Source organism: Novosphingobium tardum, assembly GCF_042652045.1.
GTDB classification, from domain to species: Bacteria; Pseudomonadota; Alphaproteobacteria; order Sphingomonadales; family Sphingomonadaceae; genus Novosphingobium; species Novosphingobium tardum.
The window spans coordinates 1,126,680-1,144,015 of sequence record NZ_JBHSDR010000006.1 but is presented as its reverse complement, the minus strand read 5'-3'; the positions used below and the strand labels follow the sequence as shown (position 1 = coordinate 1,144,015).

Genomic DNA, 17,336 nt, shown 5'->3' with positions numbered 1-17,336 from the left:
ACCCACGGGACCTTGCCATGACCGGGACCGTTATTGCCAACCCGCCCCGGAATGCCAGCGTGGCCATCGTGGGAGCGGGCGATTACATCGGCGCGGCGATTGCCCGGCGTTTCGCCGCGGAAGGCTATCTCGTCTTCATGGGGCGGCGGAACGGCGACAAGCTGCTGCCGCTGAAGCAGGAGATCGAGGCGGCCGGCGGGCGGGCCGAGGCGCGCACGCTCGATGCGCGCGAGGAAGCGCAGGTCGCCGCGTTCATCGACGAGGCCGAGGCCGCCGCGCCGCTGGAGGTGGCGATCTTCAACGTCGGCGCCAACGTGAACTTCCCGTTCCTCGAAACCACGGCGCGGGTGTTCCGCAAGGTCTGGGAACTGGCCTGCTTCGCGGGTTTCCTGACCGGGCGCGAGGCGGCGCGCGTGATGCTGCCGCGGCGCAAGGGCTCGATCTTCTTCACGGGCGCCACCGCGGGGCTTCGCGGCGGCTCGGGCTATGCCGCCTTCGCCAGCGCCAAGTTCGGTATCCGCGCGGTCGCCCAATCGGCGGCGCGCGAACTGGGCCCGCAGGGCATCCATGTCGCCCATCTCGTGATCGACGCGGGGGTGGACACCGAATGGGTCAGGGAGCGGCTGCGCGCGTCGGGTGCCGACGAGGAGCGGGCGCTACTGCAGCCATCGTCGGTCGCCGAAACGTACTGGGCGCTCCACCGGCAATCGAGCGACGCCTGGACCTTCGAGACCGAAATCCGGCCTTCGACCGAGACCTGGTAGAGCCCATCGACAGCGCCGCACGCGCGGCCGGACGGACAGGTCTGGCTGGGGCGGCAGGATTCGAACCTGCGAATGCCGGTACCAAAAACCGGTGCCTTACCACTTGGCGACGCCCCAACGACGCGCGCGCTTATACCGTGCGCGCGGGCTAAGGGAAGGGCGCTGAGACAATCAGCTTGCCGGTTCGGCGGGCTCCAGCTTGTCTTGGGTGCGCAGCTCGAAATCGCTCGCGTCGTGGCGTTCGCGCAGTTGTCCCTCGAGCGGGCCCTGCGCGCGGTTGACCATGCGTCCCCGCCGCACCGCGGGGCGCTCGCCGACCTCGGCAACCCAGCGGCCGACGTTCTTGTATTCGCTCATCCCCAGGAACGTGGCCGCATCGTTGTAGGCATCGCCGCGATAGAGCGCGGCGAACCAGGCCCAGGTCGCCATGTCGGCGATGGAGTATTCGTCGCCCGCCAGGAACCGGGCCTCGGCCAGCCGCTTGTCGGCCACGTCGAACAGGCGCTTGGTTTCCATCGAGTAGCGGTCGATCGCATATTCGATCTTGGTCGGCGCGTAGGCGTAGAAGTGGCCGAAGCCGCCGCCGATGAACGGGGCGCTGCCCATCTGCCACATCAGCCAGCTCAGGCACTCGGCCCGGCCCTTGGCATCGGCGGGAATGAACGCGCCGAACTTTTCGGCCAGGTGGAGCAGGATCGCGCCGCTTTCGAACACGCGGATCGGCTCGGCCCCACTGCGATCCAGGAGCGCGGGGATCTTGGAGTTGGGATTGATCGCGACAAAGCCCGACGAGAACTGGTCGCCCTCGCCGATGTTGACCAGCCAGGCATCGTATTCGGCGCCGGAGTGTCCGGCGGCGAGGAGCTCCTCGAACATGATCGTCGCCTTCTGCCCGTTAGGCGTGGCGAGCGAGTAGAGCTGGAAGGGATGCTTGCCGACCGGCAGCTCCTTGTCGTGGGTCGCGCCGGATACGGGGCGGTTGATGTTGGCGAACCTGCCGCCGTTGGCCTTGTCCCAGGTCCAGACGCTGGGCGGGACGTATCCCTGATCCTGGCCATTCTCGTTGGCGGCATCGGTCATCTTCGGCTCTCCCTGGGGCTCGTTGCGGCGGCTTGCGCTAAATGAGCGCGGGGCGGCGGAACCGCAAGGGCGGGCCAGTCGTTCGAGCGGGGACTGCACCTGCCGCGCGTCCGGAGAGCATTGAATGGGCACGAAAAAAAATCCGCTCGCGGGCCAGCCGACGATCCGTGCAGGTGCTACCCGGCTGATCTTCTGCGACGACAGCCTGCCCGGGATCACCCGCACCAAAGCGGGAAGAGGGTGGGCCTATCACGATGCCCATGGCGAGCGGATCACCGACCGTGACGAGATCGACCGGCTCAACCGCATCGCGCTGCCCCCCGCCTATTCCGATGCGTGGTACTGTCCCGCCGACAACGGCCACATCCTTGCCACCGGGATCGACGCCCGGGGCCGCAAGCAATACCGCTATCATCCCGATTTCCGCAGCTTCCGCGAAGGCGAGAAGTTCGACGGCTGCGCGCAGTTCGGGCGTCTCCTGCCGCTGGTGCGCAAGCGCGTGGCGGACGACCTGCGTTCCCCGCGCCTCACCCGCGAACGCGCGATAGCCTCGATCGTCCGCCTGCTCGACACCGGCGGCATCCGCATCGGCAACGAGAGCTATGCCAAGGCGAACAAGAGTTTCGGCGCGACCACGCTGCAGATGCGCCACGCCGCAGTGAAGGGCAGCGTCCTGAAGCTGCGGTTCAAGGCCAAGTCGGGCAAGCTGCGCGAGATGAGGATTACCGACGGCTCGCTGTCGCGCTTCGTGAAGAAGATGCAGGACCTGCCCGGCCAGCACTTGTTCCAGTACCTCGACGATAACGGCGAAGCCTGCCCGGTCGGCTCGGGCGACGTGAACGAGTACTTGTGCGAAACGATGGGCGAGCGGTTCACCGCCAAGAACTTCCGCACCTGGCACGCCAGCGCGCTGGCGCTGCAACTGCTGGCCGAAGCTGAAGGGAAGCTTCCGCTCAAGGCGCTGCTGGGTGAAGTCTCAGACCGGCTCGGCAACACGCCCGCGATGGCGCGCAAGAGCTACATCCATCCCGCCGTGCTGGCGCTGGTCGACAGCCAGATCAAATGGCGGGCGAAGCTGAAGCTGCCGCGGGCGACCCGCTGGCTCACCGCGCATGAGCGCGCGCTGCTGGCGCTGCTGGACAAGGCGCCTTCCGCGGCGAGGATCATGACCGCCGCGTAAAGCGCCGGATCAGTCCAGCTTCATCACCCAGCCGTGCGGATCGGGAGCGCTGCCGCGCTGGATCGCGACGAGGCGGTCACGCAGCTTCGTGGTGAGCTGCCCCGGACCGCCGCTGCCGATCGTGAACGAACCATGCGCGCCCGCCACGGTGCCGACCGCGGTGACGACCGCCGCCGTGCCGCAAGCGAACGTCTCGACCAGCCGCCCGCTTTGCGCATCGTCGCGCCACTGGTCGAGGCTGTAGCGTTCCTCGCGCACTGTCAGCCCCTCGTCGCGGGCAAGGTCGATCAGGCTGTCGCGGGTGATGCCGGGAAGGATCGTGCCGCCCAGCGGCGGGGTAACCATCGAGCCGTCGGCGAAGACGAAGAACAGGTTCATCCCGCCCAACTCTTCGATCCACTTGCGCTCGGCGGCATCGAGAAACACCACCTGGTCATGGCCGCGCGCCATCGCCTCGGCCATCGGAACGAGGCTGGCGGCGTAGTTGCCGCCGCACTTGGCAGCGCCGGTGCCGCCCGGCGCGGCGCGGGTGTAGTCCTCGCTCACCCAGATCGACACCGCCGGAGCGCCCGATTTGAAATAGTTGCCCGCCGGGCTGGCGATGACGATGAACTTGTAGTTCCTGGCCGGGCGCACGCCGAGGAAGACCTCGGACGCGAACATGAAGGGGCGCAGGTAAAGCGAGCCCCCGGCAACCGGCGGGAACCAGTCGCGGTCCGCGGCGACGATCTGGCGGATCGCCTCGATAAACGCGTCTTCGGGCAGCTCGGGCATGGCAAGCCGGCGGGCCGAGGCATTGAAACGTTCGGCGTTCGCGCGCGGGCGAAACAGCGCGATCGTGCCATCGTCGTGGCGATAGGCCTTCAGCCCTTCGAAGATCTCCTGCGCGTAGTGGAGCACCGCCGTCGCCGGATCGAGCGCTATGGGGCCGCGCGGGCCCAACGTGGCATCGTGCCAGCCGCGTCCCTCGGTGTAGTCGATCATGACCATGTGATCGGAAAACAGCTTGCCGAAACCGGGATCGGCCAGCGCCTCGGCCCGCGTGGCGCCCGGTACGGGGCCGGGATGGGGCAGGCGGGTGAATTCGATGCGGGAATCGGCGCTCGTGGTCATGCGCGAAGGTCCTCTTGCTAGAGGGCGCGGGTAAGGCGGGTCCGCGCGTTTCGCAAGTCCCGGGCGCAGCATGGTCCGGCGAGGCGCAGACGGCGCAAATGAGAAGGGCCGCTCCGCCTTGCGGAACGGCCCTTCGCATGGTCAGCGGCCGGAAGTGCCGCCGCAGAAGCCTTTATCGCGACATGCGACTCAGCGATAATGCCTCCATACGGACTTCACCGACCTCTTAGCTGAACCATGAGACATCGGATCACCTCCTTTCGCGCTGTTAGAGCCAGGGCGCCGACCCCCGCGTGAGGTCCGGCTGGACCGGTTCGGAAAGCTCGCCTTCCAGCCCCGGCCTTGCGCAATATGTGAATCATGAGAGGCTTCACAACAAGTCTTGCATTGAAATATTTTGGCGTCAGAATCAGGCGTTCCGCCAACTCCGATTTGCGCCCGGGTCGACCCCCCTGCCAAACCGCTCAGCGGCAATCCTCGATCACCCTCCCGACTTCCGGCCAGGCCGGCAGGTAGAGCGTGGGCAATCCGCTGACTTCGACCGCGAAACGACCACGGCTGAAGGCCATGGCGTCGAGCATAGGATCGCGCGGCGTGAACGATACTGCCAGCGTGGGAGCGGCGGCGGCCACCGGCATCGCGCTGAACTGGCGAGTGAGCGTGGTCGTCACGATGGTCATCGGCAGCGATCCGGCCGCGGCACCGGCGCGATTGAGGACGATCGCGCCGCCCGCCCGGTCGCAGGTCAGCGAAAGCAGCGGGCTTGTGCCCATCGTCCCGAACCGCGCCATCGTCACCGGACCGGACTGGTAGGTCCAGTCGCCCGGCGTGGCCGGCGCATCGCGCCAGTCGGCGGGCGCGCGAACCGGGGCCGGCGGAGGTACGGGGCGAGGGGCCGCGGTCGGCACGGGGCGCGGCGGCGGCTTGCGCTCGGTGGCGCAGCCCGCGACGAACAGCAGCGCCAGGCCCGGGGCGGTCAGGCGAGCGAGGGAAGCGAGGTTTGCCATCATCGTCTCCCTATGGGATCAAGAGCTTGCGACCTCAACCCCGCCGGACCCGACCCGGCCCCCACGAAAGTCGACATGTCCGCCAAGCCGAGCAAGATCCGCGCCGACCAGTTGCTCGTGGCGCGCGGCCTCGCTGAAAGCCGGGCACGCGCCCAGGCATTGCTGCTTGCAGGCTTGGTCTTCAGCGGAGAGACGAAGCTGGCGAAGGCCGGGCAGCTACTGAGCGAGGACGCTCACCTCGACGTGCGCGGGCGGGATCATCCGTGGGTGTCGCGCGGCGGGATCAAGCTTGCCCATGCGCTCGACCATTTCGGGCTCGATCCTGCGGGCGTTACCGCGATGGACATCGGCAGTTCGACCGGCGGCTTCACCGACGTCCTGCTCCAGCGCGGAGCCGCGCACGTCTTTGCGGTGGACAGCGGGACCAACCAGCTTGCCTGGAAGCTGCGCCAGGATCCGCGCGTTACGGTGCTCGAGCAGACCAGCGCCCGCACGCTGACCCCGGCGCAGATCGACCGGCCGTGCGACTGGATCGTGTGCGATGCCAGTTTCATCGGACTGGCCAAGGTGCTCGAGGTGCCGCTGGCGCTCGCCGCTCCGAAGGCCACGCTGGTCGCGCTGATCAAGCCCCAGTTCGAGGTCGGCAGGGGCGAGGTGGGCAAGGGCGGCGTGGTCCGCGATCCCGCGCTCCATGCGCGGGTGTGCGACGACGTGCGCGCCTGGCTGGAACAGTCGGGCTGGTGGGTGGAAGGCATCGTGCCCAGCCCGATCACCGGACCGGAAGGAAACATCGAGTTCCTGGTCTGCGCTCGCCGTGGCTGATCGGGCTCGCGATTGTCCCGCACGGGGACAGCGGCTCCGGTTGCCTCGCAGCCGTGCGCGCGCCATGATCGCCGCCGAATCGCGAGGGATTTTGAACGGATGAGCCAACTGGCCTCGCGCGGGCAACTTCGCGCTAGCTTCCTGCGCTGGGCATTGCTGATCGTTCCCGTGGTCATGCTGGCCGGATTTCTTTCGGGCCAGGTTGCCGGCAGCACCGCGCAGAACCCGTGGTTCGCCGGCCTCGTCAAGCCATCGATCTATCCGCCGCCTGCTGCCTTCGGCATCGTCTGGTCAATTCTCTACCTAATGATGGGCGTGGCGCTGACTCTGGTGGTCACCGCGCGGGGCGCGCGCGGGCGCGGCGCGGCGGTAGCGATGTTCATCGTCCAGCTTCTTCTCAACCTCGCCTGGTCGCCGCTGTTCTTCGCCGCGCACCGGATCACCGCCGCGCTTTATCTTCTCGTCGCGCTCGACATTGCGGTGCTGCTGACGGTCGTCATGTTCTGGCGGGTCCGGCGCAATGCCGCGCTGCTGCTGTTGCCCTACTTCGGCTGGGTGCTGTTCGCTACCGTGCTCAACTGGCAGTTCCTGGTGGCCAATCCTGATGCCGACGGCGTCGGCGCACCTGCCGCGGCAACCACGCGCATCCGCCTCTAAGTCTTGCGCCGGGGCCATGCTGCGCCCATCTTTGCCGCTCTCACGCGCCCCCAAAAGGTTCCTGCCATGCAATCCGACAACCCGATGATCTCCGATTTCGTCAAGCTGCTGAACAGCGCCGCCGGCACTTTTGCCGGAATGGGTCGCGAAGCGCGCGACGGCGCCCGCGAGCGGATCAAGGAGACGCTGGGCGGGTTCGACTTCGTCAGCCGCGACGAGTTCGAGGCGGTCAAGACCATGGCCGCCAAGGCGCGCGAGGAAGTCGACAGCCTCAAGCTGCGAATCGCCGCGCTCGAAGGCGCTGCGGGTAATGGCGCCTCTGGCCAGAAGGCGCGCGCAAAGCCCGCTGGGCCGACTCCCGGAGCCGGCGTAACCGATTGATCGGGAAGACCAATCGACCTGATCGGGTATTCCCCGCCCGCTTTGCCGGAGGCAGGCGGAACTAGGCTCGTGCCAGCGGGTTAAGGATACATCGCCGCACTCGCGCGGCGTTTTCCTCTCCGCACGAGCCAGCGATGTTCACGCAACTCAATCCGCCAATTCCCGTCCACGTCATCGGCAAGGGCGACGGCCTTGCCGTGGGCATGATCGATTACGGGCTGGAGCATAACCTGATCTGGGTGACCGCGCTCGACGCGAACGGCGAGTTGTGGTGTGCGCCCAATCCTACCGTTCGGATGCAGAAGAACTGGACCGCCGGCCGCGCACAGAGCCCGGCGGTGTCCGCGTCGAAGGCGGATCTCGCGCGGGTTGCGGAGGTGAAGTCCGGCGCGGTGCCTGAGCCGTGCACCGCCTGTGCCAGTCACGGCGAGATGGTTTCCGCCTGATCGTTCTGACGTCCCCCTGTTACTTTTTTCCCCGCACCTAAGGAAAACCCATGGCCAAGTCCCCCTCGCGCAATTCGTCCGCCGGCGCTCGCCCGACCGCGACCGGCAATGGTGGCGAAACCCATCAGCAGGCGCCGATGGAACGCGGAGCCAAGCGGGGCGAACCTCAGGATACCGCGCATCTCACGACCAACCACGGCGTGCGCATTTCCGACAACCAGAACAGCCTCAGGGCCGGCTCGCGCGGGCCGACGCTGCTTGAAGACTTCGTGCTGCGCGAGAAGATCTTCCATTTCGACCACGAGCGCATCCCCGAGCGGATCGTCCACGCCCGCGGCTCGGGCGCGCACGGCGTATTCGAATGCACGCGCGCGATTCCCGAACTGACCAAGGCGGCGCCGTTCCAGGCCAAGGGCAAGCAGACCGAGGTCTTCGCCCGCTTCTCCACCGTCGCCGGCGGTGCCGGGTCGGTCGACACGCCGCGCGACGTGCGCGGTTTCGCGGTCAAGTTCTACACCGACGAAGGCAACTGGGATCTCGTCGGCAACAACATCCCAGTGTTCTTCATCCAGGACGCGATCAAGTTCCCCGACCTCATCCACAGCGTGAAGATGGAGGCCGACAGGGGCTATCCCCAGGCCGCTTCGGCGCACGACACGTTCTGGGACTTCATCAGCCTGATGCCCGAATCGATGCACATGATCATGTGGGCTATGTCGGACCGGGCGATCCCCCGCAGCCTGCGGATGATGGAAGGCTTCGGCGTCCACACTTTCCGGATGGTGAACGCCAAGGGCGAGGGAAAGTTCGTCAAGTTCCACTGGAAGCCCGTTCTGGGCATGCAGTCGACCTGTTGGGACGAGGCGGTGAAGATCGCTGGCGCCGATCCCGATTTCCATCGCCGCGACCTGTTCGAGGCGATCGACAGCGGCAACTTCCCCGCCTGGGACCTGGGCCTACAGGTGTTCGACGAGGAATTCGCGGCGGCACAGCCCTATGACGTGCTGGACGCAACCAAGCTCATTCCCGAAGAAGTGCTGCCGATCCAGATCGTCGGCCGGATGACGCTGAACCGCAACGTCGACAATTTCTTCGCCGAGACCGAGCAGGCCGCATTTTTGCCGAGCAATGTTGTCCCGGGAATCGATTTCACCAACGACCCCCTGCTTCAGGGTCGGCTGTTCTCGTACCTCGACACGCAGAAGTCGCGGCTGGGGACGACCAACTTCCACCAGATCCCGGTCAACGCGCCGCGCTGCCCCATGCACAACTTCCAGCGCGACGGCATGATGCAGACCATGGTTCCGACCGGGCGCGCCAACTACGAACCCAACAGCCTTGCCGACAATGGCGAGAACGGGGGGCCGCGCGAATGCCCGGAAACCGGCTTCACCACCTTCACCGCCAATGACGAGCGCAACGACGGCTCGGAAAAGCTGCGCGTGCGGGCCGAACTGTTCGCCGATCACTACAGCCAGGCGCGGCTGTTCTTCCGCTCGCAAACCGCGCCCGAACAGGCGCATCTGGCCAGCGCGATCACGTTCGAGCTGTCGAAGGTCGCGCTCGAACCGGTGCGGACGCGCCTGCTTTCCAGGCTGCGCAATGTCGACGAGGAACTCGCCGCACGAGTCGCCGCGGGGCTTGCGATGGAACTGCCCGCAGCCGCGCCGGCAGCGGCAAAGACGGTCGACATGGACGCCTCGCCCGCGCTCTCGATCATCGCCAATGCCAAGCACACGCTCGATGGCCGCAAGGTCGCGATCCTGTTCGACGAAGGATCCGATGCGGGTGAAATCTCGGCCGTCAGGAGTGCAGTGGAGAAGGCTGGCGGAACTTGCTTCACGGTCGCGCCAAAGGTCGGCGGCATCGCGTTGTCGAAGGGCACGCTGAAGGCCGACGGCCAGCTTGCCGGCAGTCCATCGGTCCTGTTCGACGCGGTGGCCCTCGTGTTGACCGCCGAGGCTGCCGGCAAGCTCACCCGCGAAGGAGCCGCGGTGCAGTTCGTGATGGACGCGTTCGGACACCTCAAGGCCATCGGCGCGAGTGACGGGGCCAAAGCCTTGCTCGACAAGGCCGGTGTAGAGAAGGACGAGGGTGTGACCGGCCTCGGCGCCGATTTCGCCAAGGCGGCGGCAATGCGGTTCTACGACCGCGAGCCCAAGGTCCGCATGCTGGCCTGACGCCGCCACAATACGCTAGGGGCGCGTGATGCACTTGCGCGCCCCCGCCATCCTCTGCGCCGCCCGCGCGCATGGCGAACACGCCGCAGTGCTGCGCCTGATGACGGCCGACCACGGGTTGATCGCAGCGTATTGCGCTGGCGCGCGCGGGCGGCGGCTGCGCCCGGTGGTCATTCCGGGAAATCTGCTCGACGTCGAACTGTCCGCCCGTTCGGCCAGCCAGCTGCCGTTCGCGCGCGTCGAATTGGTGACGAGCCGCGGACCGTGGCTGGGCGAGCCGCTCGCCAGTGCGGCGATTGGCTGGGCGACCGCGCTCACTGCCGCGACGCTGCCCGAAAGCCAGCCATATCCGGTGCTTTATGACGCGCTCGGCGCCGTGCTCGAGGCGATCTGCCACGCGCCCTCCGCGCGGGGCTGGGTCGGGGCGCTGGCGGCTTATCAGGAGCTGCTCCTGCGCGAACTGGGCTACGGCAGCTCCGGCACACGCGATGCCCCAAGTGACGACTGGCCCACGCTGCTGGCGCGGCTCGAACGCCAGGGCAAGGCGATCGGTGCCCGCCTGCTTGCCGAGCGGCGCGGCGATGCTATGGGGGCGCACGCGATTCTGCTCGACCGTCTGAAGCGCATCGCAGGGGATTTATGATGCGCATTGCGGTTCTTGCCGGGGACGGCATCGGGCCCGAAGTAACTGCCGAGGCGCTGCGCGTGCTTGACGCGCTGGCGTTGCCGCAGGTCGAACTCGTCCACGCCGACGTCGGCGGCGTCGCATACCATCGCCACGGCCACCCGCTGCCTGCCGCCACGCTGGCCGCGGCGCGCGATAGCGACGCGGTGCTGTTCGGTGCGGTCGGCGACCCCACATGTGACGCGCTGGAGCGGCACCTGCGCCCCGAACAGGCGATCCTGGGCCTGCGCAGCGAGCTGGGCCTGTTCGCCAACCTGCGTCCGGCCAAGGTCTTCGCCGGACTGGAGCACACCAGCGCGCTGAAGCCCGAGATCGCCGGCGCGATCGACCTGCTGATCGTGCGCGAGCTCAATGGCGACGTTTATTTCGGCGAAAAGGGCACGCGCAAGCTGGCTGACGGCCGCCGCCAGGGCTGGGACATGATGTCCTATGCCGAGGACGAGGTTGAGCGCATCGCCCACGTTGCGTTCCGCGCGGCACAGGGGCGACAGGGGCGGCTCTGCTCGGTCGACAAGGCCAACGTGCTGGAAACCTCTCAGCTTTGGCGCGACGTGGTTATCGAGGTGGCGGCGCAGTATCCCGACGTTGCCCTCAGCCACATGTATGTCGACAATGCCGCGATGCAGCTCGTTCGCCAGCCCGGCCAGTTCGACGTGATCGTGACCGGCAACCTGTTCGGCGACATCCTTTCGGACCAGGCATCGATGTGCGTGGGCTCGATCGGGCTGCTCGCCTCCGCCTCGCTCGGCGCTCGCACCACTGCGCATGGCACCTTCGGCCTGTACGAGCCGATCCACGGCAGCGCGCCCGACATCGCGGGCAAGGGGCTGGCCAATCCGATGGCGACGATCCTCAGCCTTGCAATGCTGCTGCGCCACTCGCTTGGGCTGGAAGATCACGCTCGACGTGTCGAGCGGGCCGTGGCGGCGGCGCTCGCCGACTGCATCCTCGGCGGCGACCTGGGCGGCACGCACGGAACCCGCGCGATCGGCGACGCGGTACTCGAACGACTTTCATGACCCGGCCGCTGCAACTCGCCGTCGTCCTGCCCACGCTCAACGAGCGGGGCAACCTGCGCGCGCTGGTCGAACGCCTCGGCGCCGCGCTGGAGGGCATCGCCTGGGAAGCGATCATCGTCGACGACAACAGCCCCGACGGGACGGCTGACGAGGCGCGCACGATCAGCCTCGAGGACCCGCGCATCCGCGTGATCCAGCGGATCGGCAGGCGCGGTCTGGCCTCGGCCGCGATCGAGGGAATGTGCTCGACCGCCGCGCCATGCGTCGCGGTGATGGATGCCGATCACCAGCACGATCCGGCGCTGCTTCCCGCGATGCTTAAGGCGGTGGCCGAAGAGGGCTACGACCTTGCCTATGCCAGCCGCTTCGCCGAGGGGGCCAGCACCGAGGCATGGGGACGGCCCGACCGGGTCAAGGCCTCGGGCTTTGCCAACAGCCTGGCGCGCAAGGTCACCGGGGTGACCCTGTCCGATCCGATGAGCGGCTACTTCCTGTTGCGGACCGAAGTGTTGCGCAAGGACGCGCACCGTCTCTCGGGCGTCGGCTTCAAGATCCTGCTCGACATTCTCGCCACCGTCGATGCCCCGCTGAAGGTCAAGGAACTGCCGCTGGCCTTCGCAGCGCGCGCCGAAGGCGAATCGAAACTCGACCGGACGGTCGTGTTCGAATTCCTGATCGGGCTCTACGACAAGTGGCTGGGCCGCATCATCCCGACGCGCTTTGCCCTGTTCGGCACGATCGGAGCCTTGGGCGTCGTCGTCCACATGGCGATCCTGGCCAGCTTCATGGAGATGTTCGGCGGCACCCTGATGGGGACAATCGTCACCCCGTTCGAGATCGGCCAGACTGTCGCCGCGGTGGTCGCGATGACCGTCAATTTCGTCCTCAACAACGCGCTGACTTATGCCGACAAGCGCCTGCGCGGCTTCACCGCGCTGGCCCGCGGCTGGGCCAAGTTCGCGCTGACCTGCTCGGTCGGCCTGCTCGCCAATGTCGGCGTCGCCGCCGTGCTGGTGCGCTTCGGCATGCACGAATATCCCGCCGCGCTGTCGGGCATCGTGGTCGGGTCGGTGTGGAATTTCGCGCTGAGCAGCAAGTTCGTCTGGGGCAAGTACTAGCCAGGCGACACTGCAGCCGTCCAGCAGCCAACGACGTCGTTCACAGGCCGGCGTCGCACGCTCGTCGATCGAGTGCTTGCCCCCGCGCGCACGCGCGCTAGGCTGCTGGCAACCTTATGTTTCCTGAAGGACCTTCATGCGCCCGATCCTTGCCGCGCTGCTTGCCAGCGCCGTTGCCGTTCCCTTGACCGCAAATGCCCAGACCACCGCGAGCGCTGACGCGACCGATCCCTACATCTGGCTGGAGGAGTTCACCTCGCCCCGGGCGATGGCCTGGGTGGAGGAACACAATGCCGTCACGGTGAAGCGGCTGGAGGCCGACGCTCGCTATCATACGCTGTACAACGAGGCGCTGGCCATCGCCGGGGCCAAGGACCGCATCCCCACGCCCAGCTTCCTCAACGGGGCAATCTACAACTTCTGGCAGGACCCCGAGCACCTGCGCGGGGTTTGGCGCAAGACCACGCTGGCCGACTACGGCACCGCGGCGCCCAACTGGACGACGGTCCTCGACATCGATGCGCTCGGCAAGGCCGAGGGCAAGTCGTGGGTGTACAAGGGCGCCCAGTGCCTCGAACCCGAGCAGCGGCTGTGCCTCATCAGCCTGTCCGACGGGGGCGAGGATGCGGTCGAGGTGCGCGAGTTCGACCTGGCCACCGGCAAGTTCGTGCCCGGCGGCTTCCACCTTCCCCGCGGCAAGCATGACTTCACCTGGGAGGACAAGGATCACCTCCTCGTTTCGACCGATTGGACGCCGGAGGACGTCACCACCTCGGGCTATGCCTACATCGTGAAGCGGGTCACGCGCGGCCAGCCGCTCGCCCAAGCAAAGGAGCTGTTTCGGGGCGAGAAGTCGGACGTCGCTGCCGGGCCGACCGTCCTGCGCGACAGCCAGGGCCACACCCTGCCGCTCATCGTGCGGTCGACGGACTTCTTCCATTCGCTGACCTATCTGGTCACGCCGACGGGCGTGAAGCAGATCGCTATCCCGCAGAAGGCGCAAGTCGCCGAACTCGTCGGCGGGCGCGCGATTGTTCGCCTCGACGAGGACTGGACCGCGGCCGGGCCGGCCTTTCGCCAGGGCAGCGTCGCCGATCTCGACCTCGCCGCGCTCAAGGCCGATCCGGCCAAGCTGAAGCCATCGCTGGTGTGGGCGCCCGGGCCGCGCGATTCGCTGGAATCGATCACTTCGACGCGCAACCGGCTGCTGCTGGCCACGCTCGACAACGTGCGGGGGCGCGCGCTCGCGTTTGCGCCCAAGAAGGGCGGTGGCTGGACCCAGACGCGCATGGCGCTGCCCGACAACCTGACGGTCGGCTTCGGCTCGACCGACGAGAAGTCCGACCTCGCGTTCGTGAACACCGCGGGCTTCCTCAGCCCCAACGCGCTGTACCTCGCCGACGCGGGCACCGGCACGCTGAAGCAGGTAAAGACCCTGCCGGCGAAGTTCGAGGCGGCGAACCACGTGGTCGAGCAGCTCGAGGCGACATCAACCGACGGGACGAAAATCCCGTACTTCGTCGTCCACCGCAAGGACATCGCCTACGACGGCACGACCCCGACGATCCTCAACGCCTATGGCGGCTTCCAGGCGAGCTCGACCCCCAGCTATGCCGCGACCACCGGCAAGCTGTGGCTCGAACGCGGAGGTGCGTTCGTGCTGGCCAACATCCGTGGCGGCGGCGAGTTCGGGCCGGCGTGGCACGAGGCTGGCCTCGGTGTGAAACGTCAGATCATCTACGACGATTTCGCCGCGGTCGCGAAGGACCTGATCGCGCGCAGGATCACCTCCCCGCGCCGTCTGGGCATCCAGGGCGGGTCGAACGGCGGGCTCCTGATGGGGGTCGAGTTCATCCAGCATCCCGAACTGTGGAACGCGGTCAACATCCAGGTGCCGCTGCTCGACATGATCCGCATCTCGAAGATCGCGGCCGGTGCCTCGTGGCAGGGTGAATACGGAGACGTGAACGCCGATCCGGCGGTGAGGGCGTTCTGGCAGAAGCTGTCGCCATACCAGAACCTCAAGCGCGGGGTGAAATACCCCGAACCGTTCATCTTCACCACGACCAAGGACGACCGCGTGGGCCCGCAGCACGCGCGCAAGTTCGCCGCGCGGATGGAGGAATACGGCCTGCCGTTCTATTACTACGAGAATACCGAGGGTGGCCACGGCGCCGGAGCGGACCTGAAGCAGGCCGCGCGAACCAACGCGCTGACGATGACCTACTTCATCAAGAAGTTGATGGACTAGGCTGCGACCGAACTTCCCGCCGGTCCGGCATCGTGCCGCGCGGCGGGGAGCCGGGCGAACAGCGCCGCGGCGAGCAGCAGCAGGACTGACGCGCCGACCAGTGGCCCGCTGTAGCTGGCCGTCAGGTCGTAGACCCGCGCGAAGCCGATCAGGCCCACGGCACTGCCGAACAGAGACAGCATCAGCAGCCGGCCATAGACTTCGCTGTAATGCGAGCGGGGGAACATCCGCGAGGCAAAATAGGGCAGAAGGTCGTGCTCCGCGCCGCCCATCAGCCCCGCCGCGAACACCGCCACGAGGGCCAGGGCGAAGCCGCCTTCGCCCGACACCAGCACAGCAAATCCGCCCGCCGAGACGAGCGCGAACAGTGCCGCCATCAGGTTTGCGGCAAAGCGGTCGACCAGTAGTCCGATCGCGAGCCGGCCGAGCAGTTGCGACAGTCCAAACGCCGACAGCAACAGCCCCGCCGACGCGAGACTCAGCCCCCGCTCGCGACCGATCAGGGCGAGTTGCGTGACCATTCCGACCGTTCCGGCATTGATCATCATCGCCGCGACGGCGAGCCGCCAGAAGTTGCCGTCGCGCCAGCTCGGTCTCGGTTCGTCGTCGTCCGCGGCATGCGCCGGACCGTGGGCGTGCGCCGCCGCGCCGGACCGTTCGCCGGCGCTGCGAATGGCGATCAGCGCGGGGGGCAGCCCGATGAGCACGGGCAGGACGGCGAGGAGGAGATACGCCGGGCGCCAGCCGTATCCTTCTATCACCCACCCGATCAACGGGGGCAGCAGGAGCGTCGAAACCGACGAGATGGTGAGGGCAAGCCCGAGCGCGGCACCGCGATGTTGGTCGAACCGCCTCGCGATCAGGCGCCCGAACACGAGGCTGCCAAGCCCCGGCGCCGACAGTGCCAGCAGCGCGATGCCGAGCTGGAATTGCCACGCAGGGCCGGCCATCAGCGCGAACACGAGGTGGCCGCAGACGACGAGCGCGAGCGAGGCCAGTAGCACCGGGCGGACGCCGATCCGGTCGGCCTGCCGCCCGATCGCCGGGGCGGCGAGCGCGCCAAGCAGCCCCAGCGCGGCCGAAGTTGCGATCGCGCCGCGCGTAATCCCCAGCGTGCGTTCTAGATCGGGGACGAACAGGCTCGACAGGTTCTGGTAGAGCCCGGGGCCGGTGGCGAACATCGCCGCCGCGCCAAGCACAACCGGCCAGCCGCGGCGCCATTCGCCGTGGCCGTGTTCGTGCGCCTTGTCGTGCGGCGTCGCCAACGTCATTCCCGCTCCCGTATCAGTAATTTGCGACGGGCGTAGCGGGGCGTGACGATCAACGCCAGCTTGGCAGCCAGGCGTAGAGCAGGAAGGACTGATCGCCTGCCAGCGGAGCGGCGGTCAGGATCGGATAGAACCAGGCGAACATGGCAAGTCCGACACCGATCACCGCAACCGCGGGCCATCGCCGGCCGGGCTTCCAGGCCTCGGCCAGGGCAAGCGCGAGGGCGGCCAGCAGGAACGTGCCGGGCAGCATGTAATGATAGTAGAACTGAACCGGCTTGTCGGCGAACAGCCACATCCCGAGGCTGGCGAGGAACAGAATGACCGCCGCCGCCATGTCGGCCCGGCGCGCACGCACCCCATGGACCGCGCACCAGCCAAGCGCGGGCAGTCCCGCGATCATCGTCACCGGGTTTCCGATGAACAACACGCCCCGCTGCGCTCCGTCGGCGACTTCGTAGAGATACCAGATCGGGCGCAAGTCGAGCAGCCATTGCCACCAAACGCTCTGGTAAGGGTGCGACTGGACCACGCTTTCCTGAAGGTGCGCCATGTCGAACTGGTAGGGCACCAGGCGCGCGAGGCTGAGTGGATTGTTCGCGTAGAAGAACGCCGGGGCGAAGCTGGCGCAATAGACGGCCAGCGGCACGACGCCGAGCCACATCGCCGCCTCGACCAGCGCCATTCCGCGGACCGGAGCGGCGTCCCTCGCGGTAACAAAGGCGGCGCGGCGGCCGGCAAGGTCCTTCCAGCGCACCGCCGCGAAAGCCAGTCCCGGAGCCGCCGCGACGGGCGCGGCGGTCCACTTGCTCGCCAGCGCGAGGCCCATCGCCACCCCCGCCAGCGCGAGGTCGCGTCGCGCGCTTTCGGGGCGGCGAACAGCTCGCGCGACGAGCCACAGGCCGGCCATCGAGAACGCGAACATGTAGATGTCCAGCATCGCGATCCGTGCGGCGACGAGCAGCATGAAATTGCTTGCGAGCAACACGCCGAACATGATCGTCGCGACGCGCGAGAGGCTAGCCCACCACATCGCTCGCATCGCGACGAACAACGCCAGCGTTCCCGCAAGCGCCGAGGGCAGTCGCCATCCCCAGGGATCGTCCCCCAGCAGCCGCATCGACCCCGCGATGATCTCCTTGCCGAGCATCGGGTGCTCGCGGTTGAGCGTCCCGGTCAGTGCCAGCAGATCGCGCGCGGCGGGAAGGTAGTGAACCTCGTCGAAAAACGGCTTGGTCGGGATGTCCAGCCGGTTGAGTGCAAGCAACGCGAAGGCGCCCGCGATCGCCAGGCACAGGTTCAGCGGATCGCGCGATTCGGCGGGTTGGTCGGATCGCGCGGTCATCGCGGGTGCCGATACTGGCG

15 protein-coding genes, 1 tRNA gene and 1 pseudogene are annotated in these 17,336 nt (G+C 67.5%); 11 read left to right on the top strand and 6 right to left on the bottom strand.

Translation table 11 applies throughout. The features are described 5' to 3' along the window. The first annotated feature begins 17 nt into the window (after positions 1–17). Positions 18–764 (top strand): SDR family NAD(P)-dependent oxidoreductase, encoded by a 747-nt coding sequence (locus ACFO0A_RS13575; RefSeq protein WP_379539534.1) that lies wholly within the window; start codon positions 18–20, stop codon positions 762–764. Between the two features lie 42 nt (positions 765–806). On the opposite strand, the gene ACFO0A_RS13570 is transcribed toward ACFO0A_RS13575, so the two are convergent. Next, a tRNA-Gln gene (locus tag ACFO0A_RS13570) sits at positions 807–881 on the bottom strand. A gap of 54 nt (positions 882–935) precedes the next feature. Next, entirely contained in the window at positions 936–1,844 is a 909-nt protein-coding gene (yghU, locus tag ACFO0A_RS13565; protein WP_379539533.1) for a glutathione-dependent disulfide-bond oxidoreductase, read from the bottom strand. A 124-nt stretch (positions 1,845–1,968) separates the two neighbouring features. Here yghU and ACFO0A_RS13560 point away from each other — a divergent pair, with 124 nt between their 5' ends. After that, positions 1,969–3,024, top strand: coding sequence for a DNA topoisomerase IB (locus tag ACFO0A_RS13560; protein WP_379539532.1), 1,056 nt, complete (start codon positions 1,969–1,971; stop codon positions 3,022–3,024). Positions 3,025–3,033: 9 nt separating this feature from the next. Here the strand turns inward: ACFO0A_RS13560 and ACFO0A_RS13555 are convergent, their stop codons facing one another. Both ACFO0A_RS13555 and ACFO0A_RS13550 read right to left on the bottom strand, forming a co-directional pair. Further along, entirely contained in the window at positions 3,034–4,137 is a 1,104-nt protein-coding gene (locus ACFO0A_RS13555; RefSeq protein ID WP_379539531.1) for a branched-chain amino acid aminotransferase, read from the bottom strand. A gap of 464 nt (positions 4,138–4,601) precedes the next feature. Beyond that, positions 4,602–5,147: a hypothetical protein gene (locus tag ACFO0A_RS13550; protein ID WP_379539530.1), complete on the bottom strand. Its 546-nt coding sequence runs from the start codon at positions 5,145–5,147 to the stop codon at positions 4,602–4,604. A gap of 72 nt (positions 5,148–5,219) precedes the next feature. Here ACFO0A_RS13550 and ACFO0A_RS13545 point away from each other — a divergent pair, with 72 nt between their 5' ends. From ACFO0A_RS13545 to ACFO0A_RS13505, 9 genes and pseudogenes are all read left to right on the top strand, one after another. Continuing rightward, on the top strand, positions 5,220–5,966 hold the full coding sequence (locus ACFO0A_RS13545) for a TlyA family RNA methyltransferase (RefSeq protein ID WP_379539665.1): 747 nt from the start codon (positions 5,220–5,222) through the stop codon (positions 5,964–5,966). 99 nt (positions 5,967–6,065) lie between these two features. Then, positions 6,066–6,623: a TspO/MBR family protein gene (locus ACFO0A_RS13540; protein ID WP_379539529.1), complete on the top strand. Its 558-nt coding sequence runs from the start codon at positions 6,066–6,068 to the stop codon at positions 6,621–6,623. Between the two features lie 66 nt (positions 6,624–6,689). Beyond that, positions 6,690–6,920, top strand: a pseudogene (locus tag ACFO0A_RS13535) (accessory factor UbiK family protein); the annotation flags it as partial. A gap of 218 nt (positions 6,921–7,138) precedes the next feature. Then, the gene (locus ACFO0A_RS13530) at positions 7,139–7,450 is read left to right on the top strand and encodes a hypothetical protein (RefSeq protein ID WP_379539528.1); all 312 of its coding nucleotides are present in this window, start codon (positions 7,139–7,141) and stop codon (positions 7,448–7,450) included. A gap of 50 nt (positions 7,451–7,500) precedes the next feature. After that, on the top strand, positions 7,501–9,630 hold the full coding sequence (locus ACFO0A_RS13525) for a catalase (RefSeq protein WP_379539527.1): 2,130 nt from the start codon (positions 7,501–7,503) through the stop codon (positions 9,628–9,630). A 28-nt stretch (positions 9,631–9,658) separates the two neighbouring features. Beyond that, positions 9,659–10,273 carry a DNA repair protein RecO gene (gene recO / locus ACFO0A_RS13520; protein WP_379539526.1) on the top strand — a complete coding sequence of 205 codons (615 nt, stop codon included), beginning with the start codon at positions 9,659–9,661 and terminating at the stop codon, positions 10,271–10,273. Then, positions 10,273–11,334, top strand: a complete 1,062-nt coding sequence (gene leuB, locus ACFO0A_RS13515) for a 3-isopropylmalate dehydrogenase (protein WP_379539664.1) — start codon at positions 10,273–10,275, stop codon at positions 11,332–11,334. Before recO ends, leuB begins: the two co-directional genes overlap by 1 nt. Next, complete coding sequence (locus ACFO0A_RS13510) at positions 11,331–12,452, top strand: glycosyltransferase (protein ID WP_379539525.1); 1,122 nt, start codon at positions 11,331–11,333, stop codon at positions 12,450–12,452. Before leuB ends, ACFO0A_RS13510 begins: the two co-directional genes overlap by 4 nt. A gap of 136 nt (positions 12,453–12,588) precedes the next feature. Beyond that, a complete protein-coding gene (locus tag ACFO0A_RS13505) occupies positions 12,589–14,703 on the top strand; it encodes a prolyl oligopeptidase family serine peptidase (protein ID WP_379539524.1) in 2,115 nt (704 codons plus the stop codon). On the opposite strand, the gene ACFO0A_RS13500 is transcribed toward ACFO0A_RS13505, so the two are convergent. Further along, positions 14,700–15,974 carry an MFS transporter gene (locus ACFO0A_RS13500; protein WP_379539523.1) on the bottom strand — a complete coding sequence of 425 codons (1,275 nt, stop codon included), beginning with the start codon at positions 15,972–15,974 and terminating at the stop codon, positions 14,700–14,702. The genes ACFO0A_RS13505 and ACFO0A_RS13500 overlap by 4 nt on opposite strands. Positions 15,975–16,023: 49 nt before the next feature. After that, positions 16,024–17,316: a phospholipid carrier-dependent glycosyltransferase gene (locus ACFO0A_RS13495; RefSeq protein ID WP_379539522.1), complete on the bottom strand. Its 1,293-nt coding sequence runs from the start codon at positions 17,314–17,316 to the stop codon at positions 16,024–16,026. Between the last annotated feature and the right edge of the window lie 20 nt (positions 17,317–17,336).

What these genes read in the sequence shown, in the direction of transcription:
- ACFO0A_RS13575 (WP_379539534.1), top strand. Translation starts at nt 18, where the DNA reads ATGACCGGGACCGTTATTGCCAACCCGCCCCGGAATGCCAGCGTGGCC.
- yghU (WP_379539533.1), bottom strand. Translation starts at nt 1,844, where the DNA reads ATGACCGATGCCGCCAACGAGAATGGCCAGGATCAGGGATACGTCCCG.
- ACFO0A_RS13560 (WP_379539532.1), top strand. Translation starts at nt 1,969, where the DNA reads ATGGGCACGAAAAAAAATCCGCTCGCGGGCCAGCCGACGATCCGTGCA.
- ACFO0A_RS13555 (WP_379539531.1), bottom strand. Translation starts at nt 4,137, where the DNA reads ATGACCACGAGCGCCGATTCCCGCATCGAATTCACCCGCCTGCCCCAT.
- ACFO0A_RS13550 (WP_379539530.1), bottom strand. Translation starts at nt 5,147, where the DNA reads ATGATGGCAAACCTCGCTTCCCTCGCTCGCCTGACCGCCCCGGGCCTG.
- ACFO0A_RS13545 (WP_379539665.1), top strand. Translation starts at nt 5,220, where the DNA reads ATGTCCGCCAAGCCGAGCAAGATCCGCGCCGACCAGTTGCTCGTGGCG.
- ACFO0A_RS13540 (WP_379539529.1), top strand. Translation starts at nt 6,066, where the DNA reads ATGAGCCAACTGGCCTCGCGCGGGCAACTTCGCGCTAGCTTCCTGCGC.
- ACFO0A_RS13530 (WP_379539528.1), top strand. Translation starts at nt 7,139, where the DNA reads ATGTTCACGCAACTCAATCCGCCAATTCCCGTCCACGTCATCGGCAAG.
- ACFO0A_RS13525 (WP_379539527.1), top strand. Translation starts at nt 7,501, where the DNA reads ATGGCCAAGTCCCCCTCGCGCAATTCGTCCGCCGGCGCTCGCCCGACC.
- recO (WP_379539526.1), top strand. Translation starts at nt 9,659, where the DNA reads ATGCACTTGCGCGCCCCCGCCATCCTCTGCGCCGCCCGCGCGCATGGC.
- leuB (WP_379539664.1), top strand. Translation starts at nt 10,273, where the DNA reads ATGCGCATTGCGGTTCTTGCCGGGGACGGCATCGGGCCCGAAGTAACT.
- ACFO0A_RS13510 (WP_379539525.1), top strand. Translation starts at nt 11,331, where the DNA reads ATGACCCGGCCGCTGCAACTCGCCGTCGTCCTGCCCACGCTCAACGAG.
- ACFO0A_RS13505 (WP_379539524.1), top strand. Translation starts at nt 12,589, where the DNA reads ATGCGCCCGATCCTTGCCGCGCTGCTTGCCAGCGCCGTTGCCGTTCCC.
- ACFO0A_RS13500 (WP_379539523.1), bottom strand. Translation starts at nt 15,974, where the DNA reads ATGACGTTGGCGACGCCGCACGACAAGGCGCACGAACACGGCCACGGC.
- ACFO0A_RS13495 (WP_379539522.1), bottom strand. Translation starts at nt 17,316, where the DNA reads ATGACCGCGCGATCCGACCAACCCGCCGAATCGCGCGATCCGCTGAAC.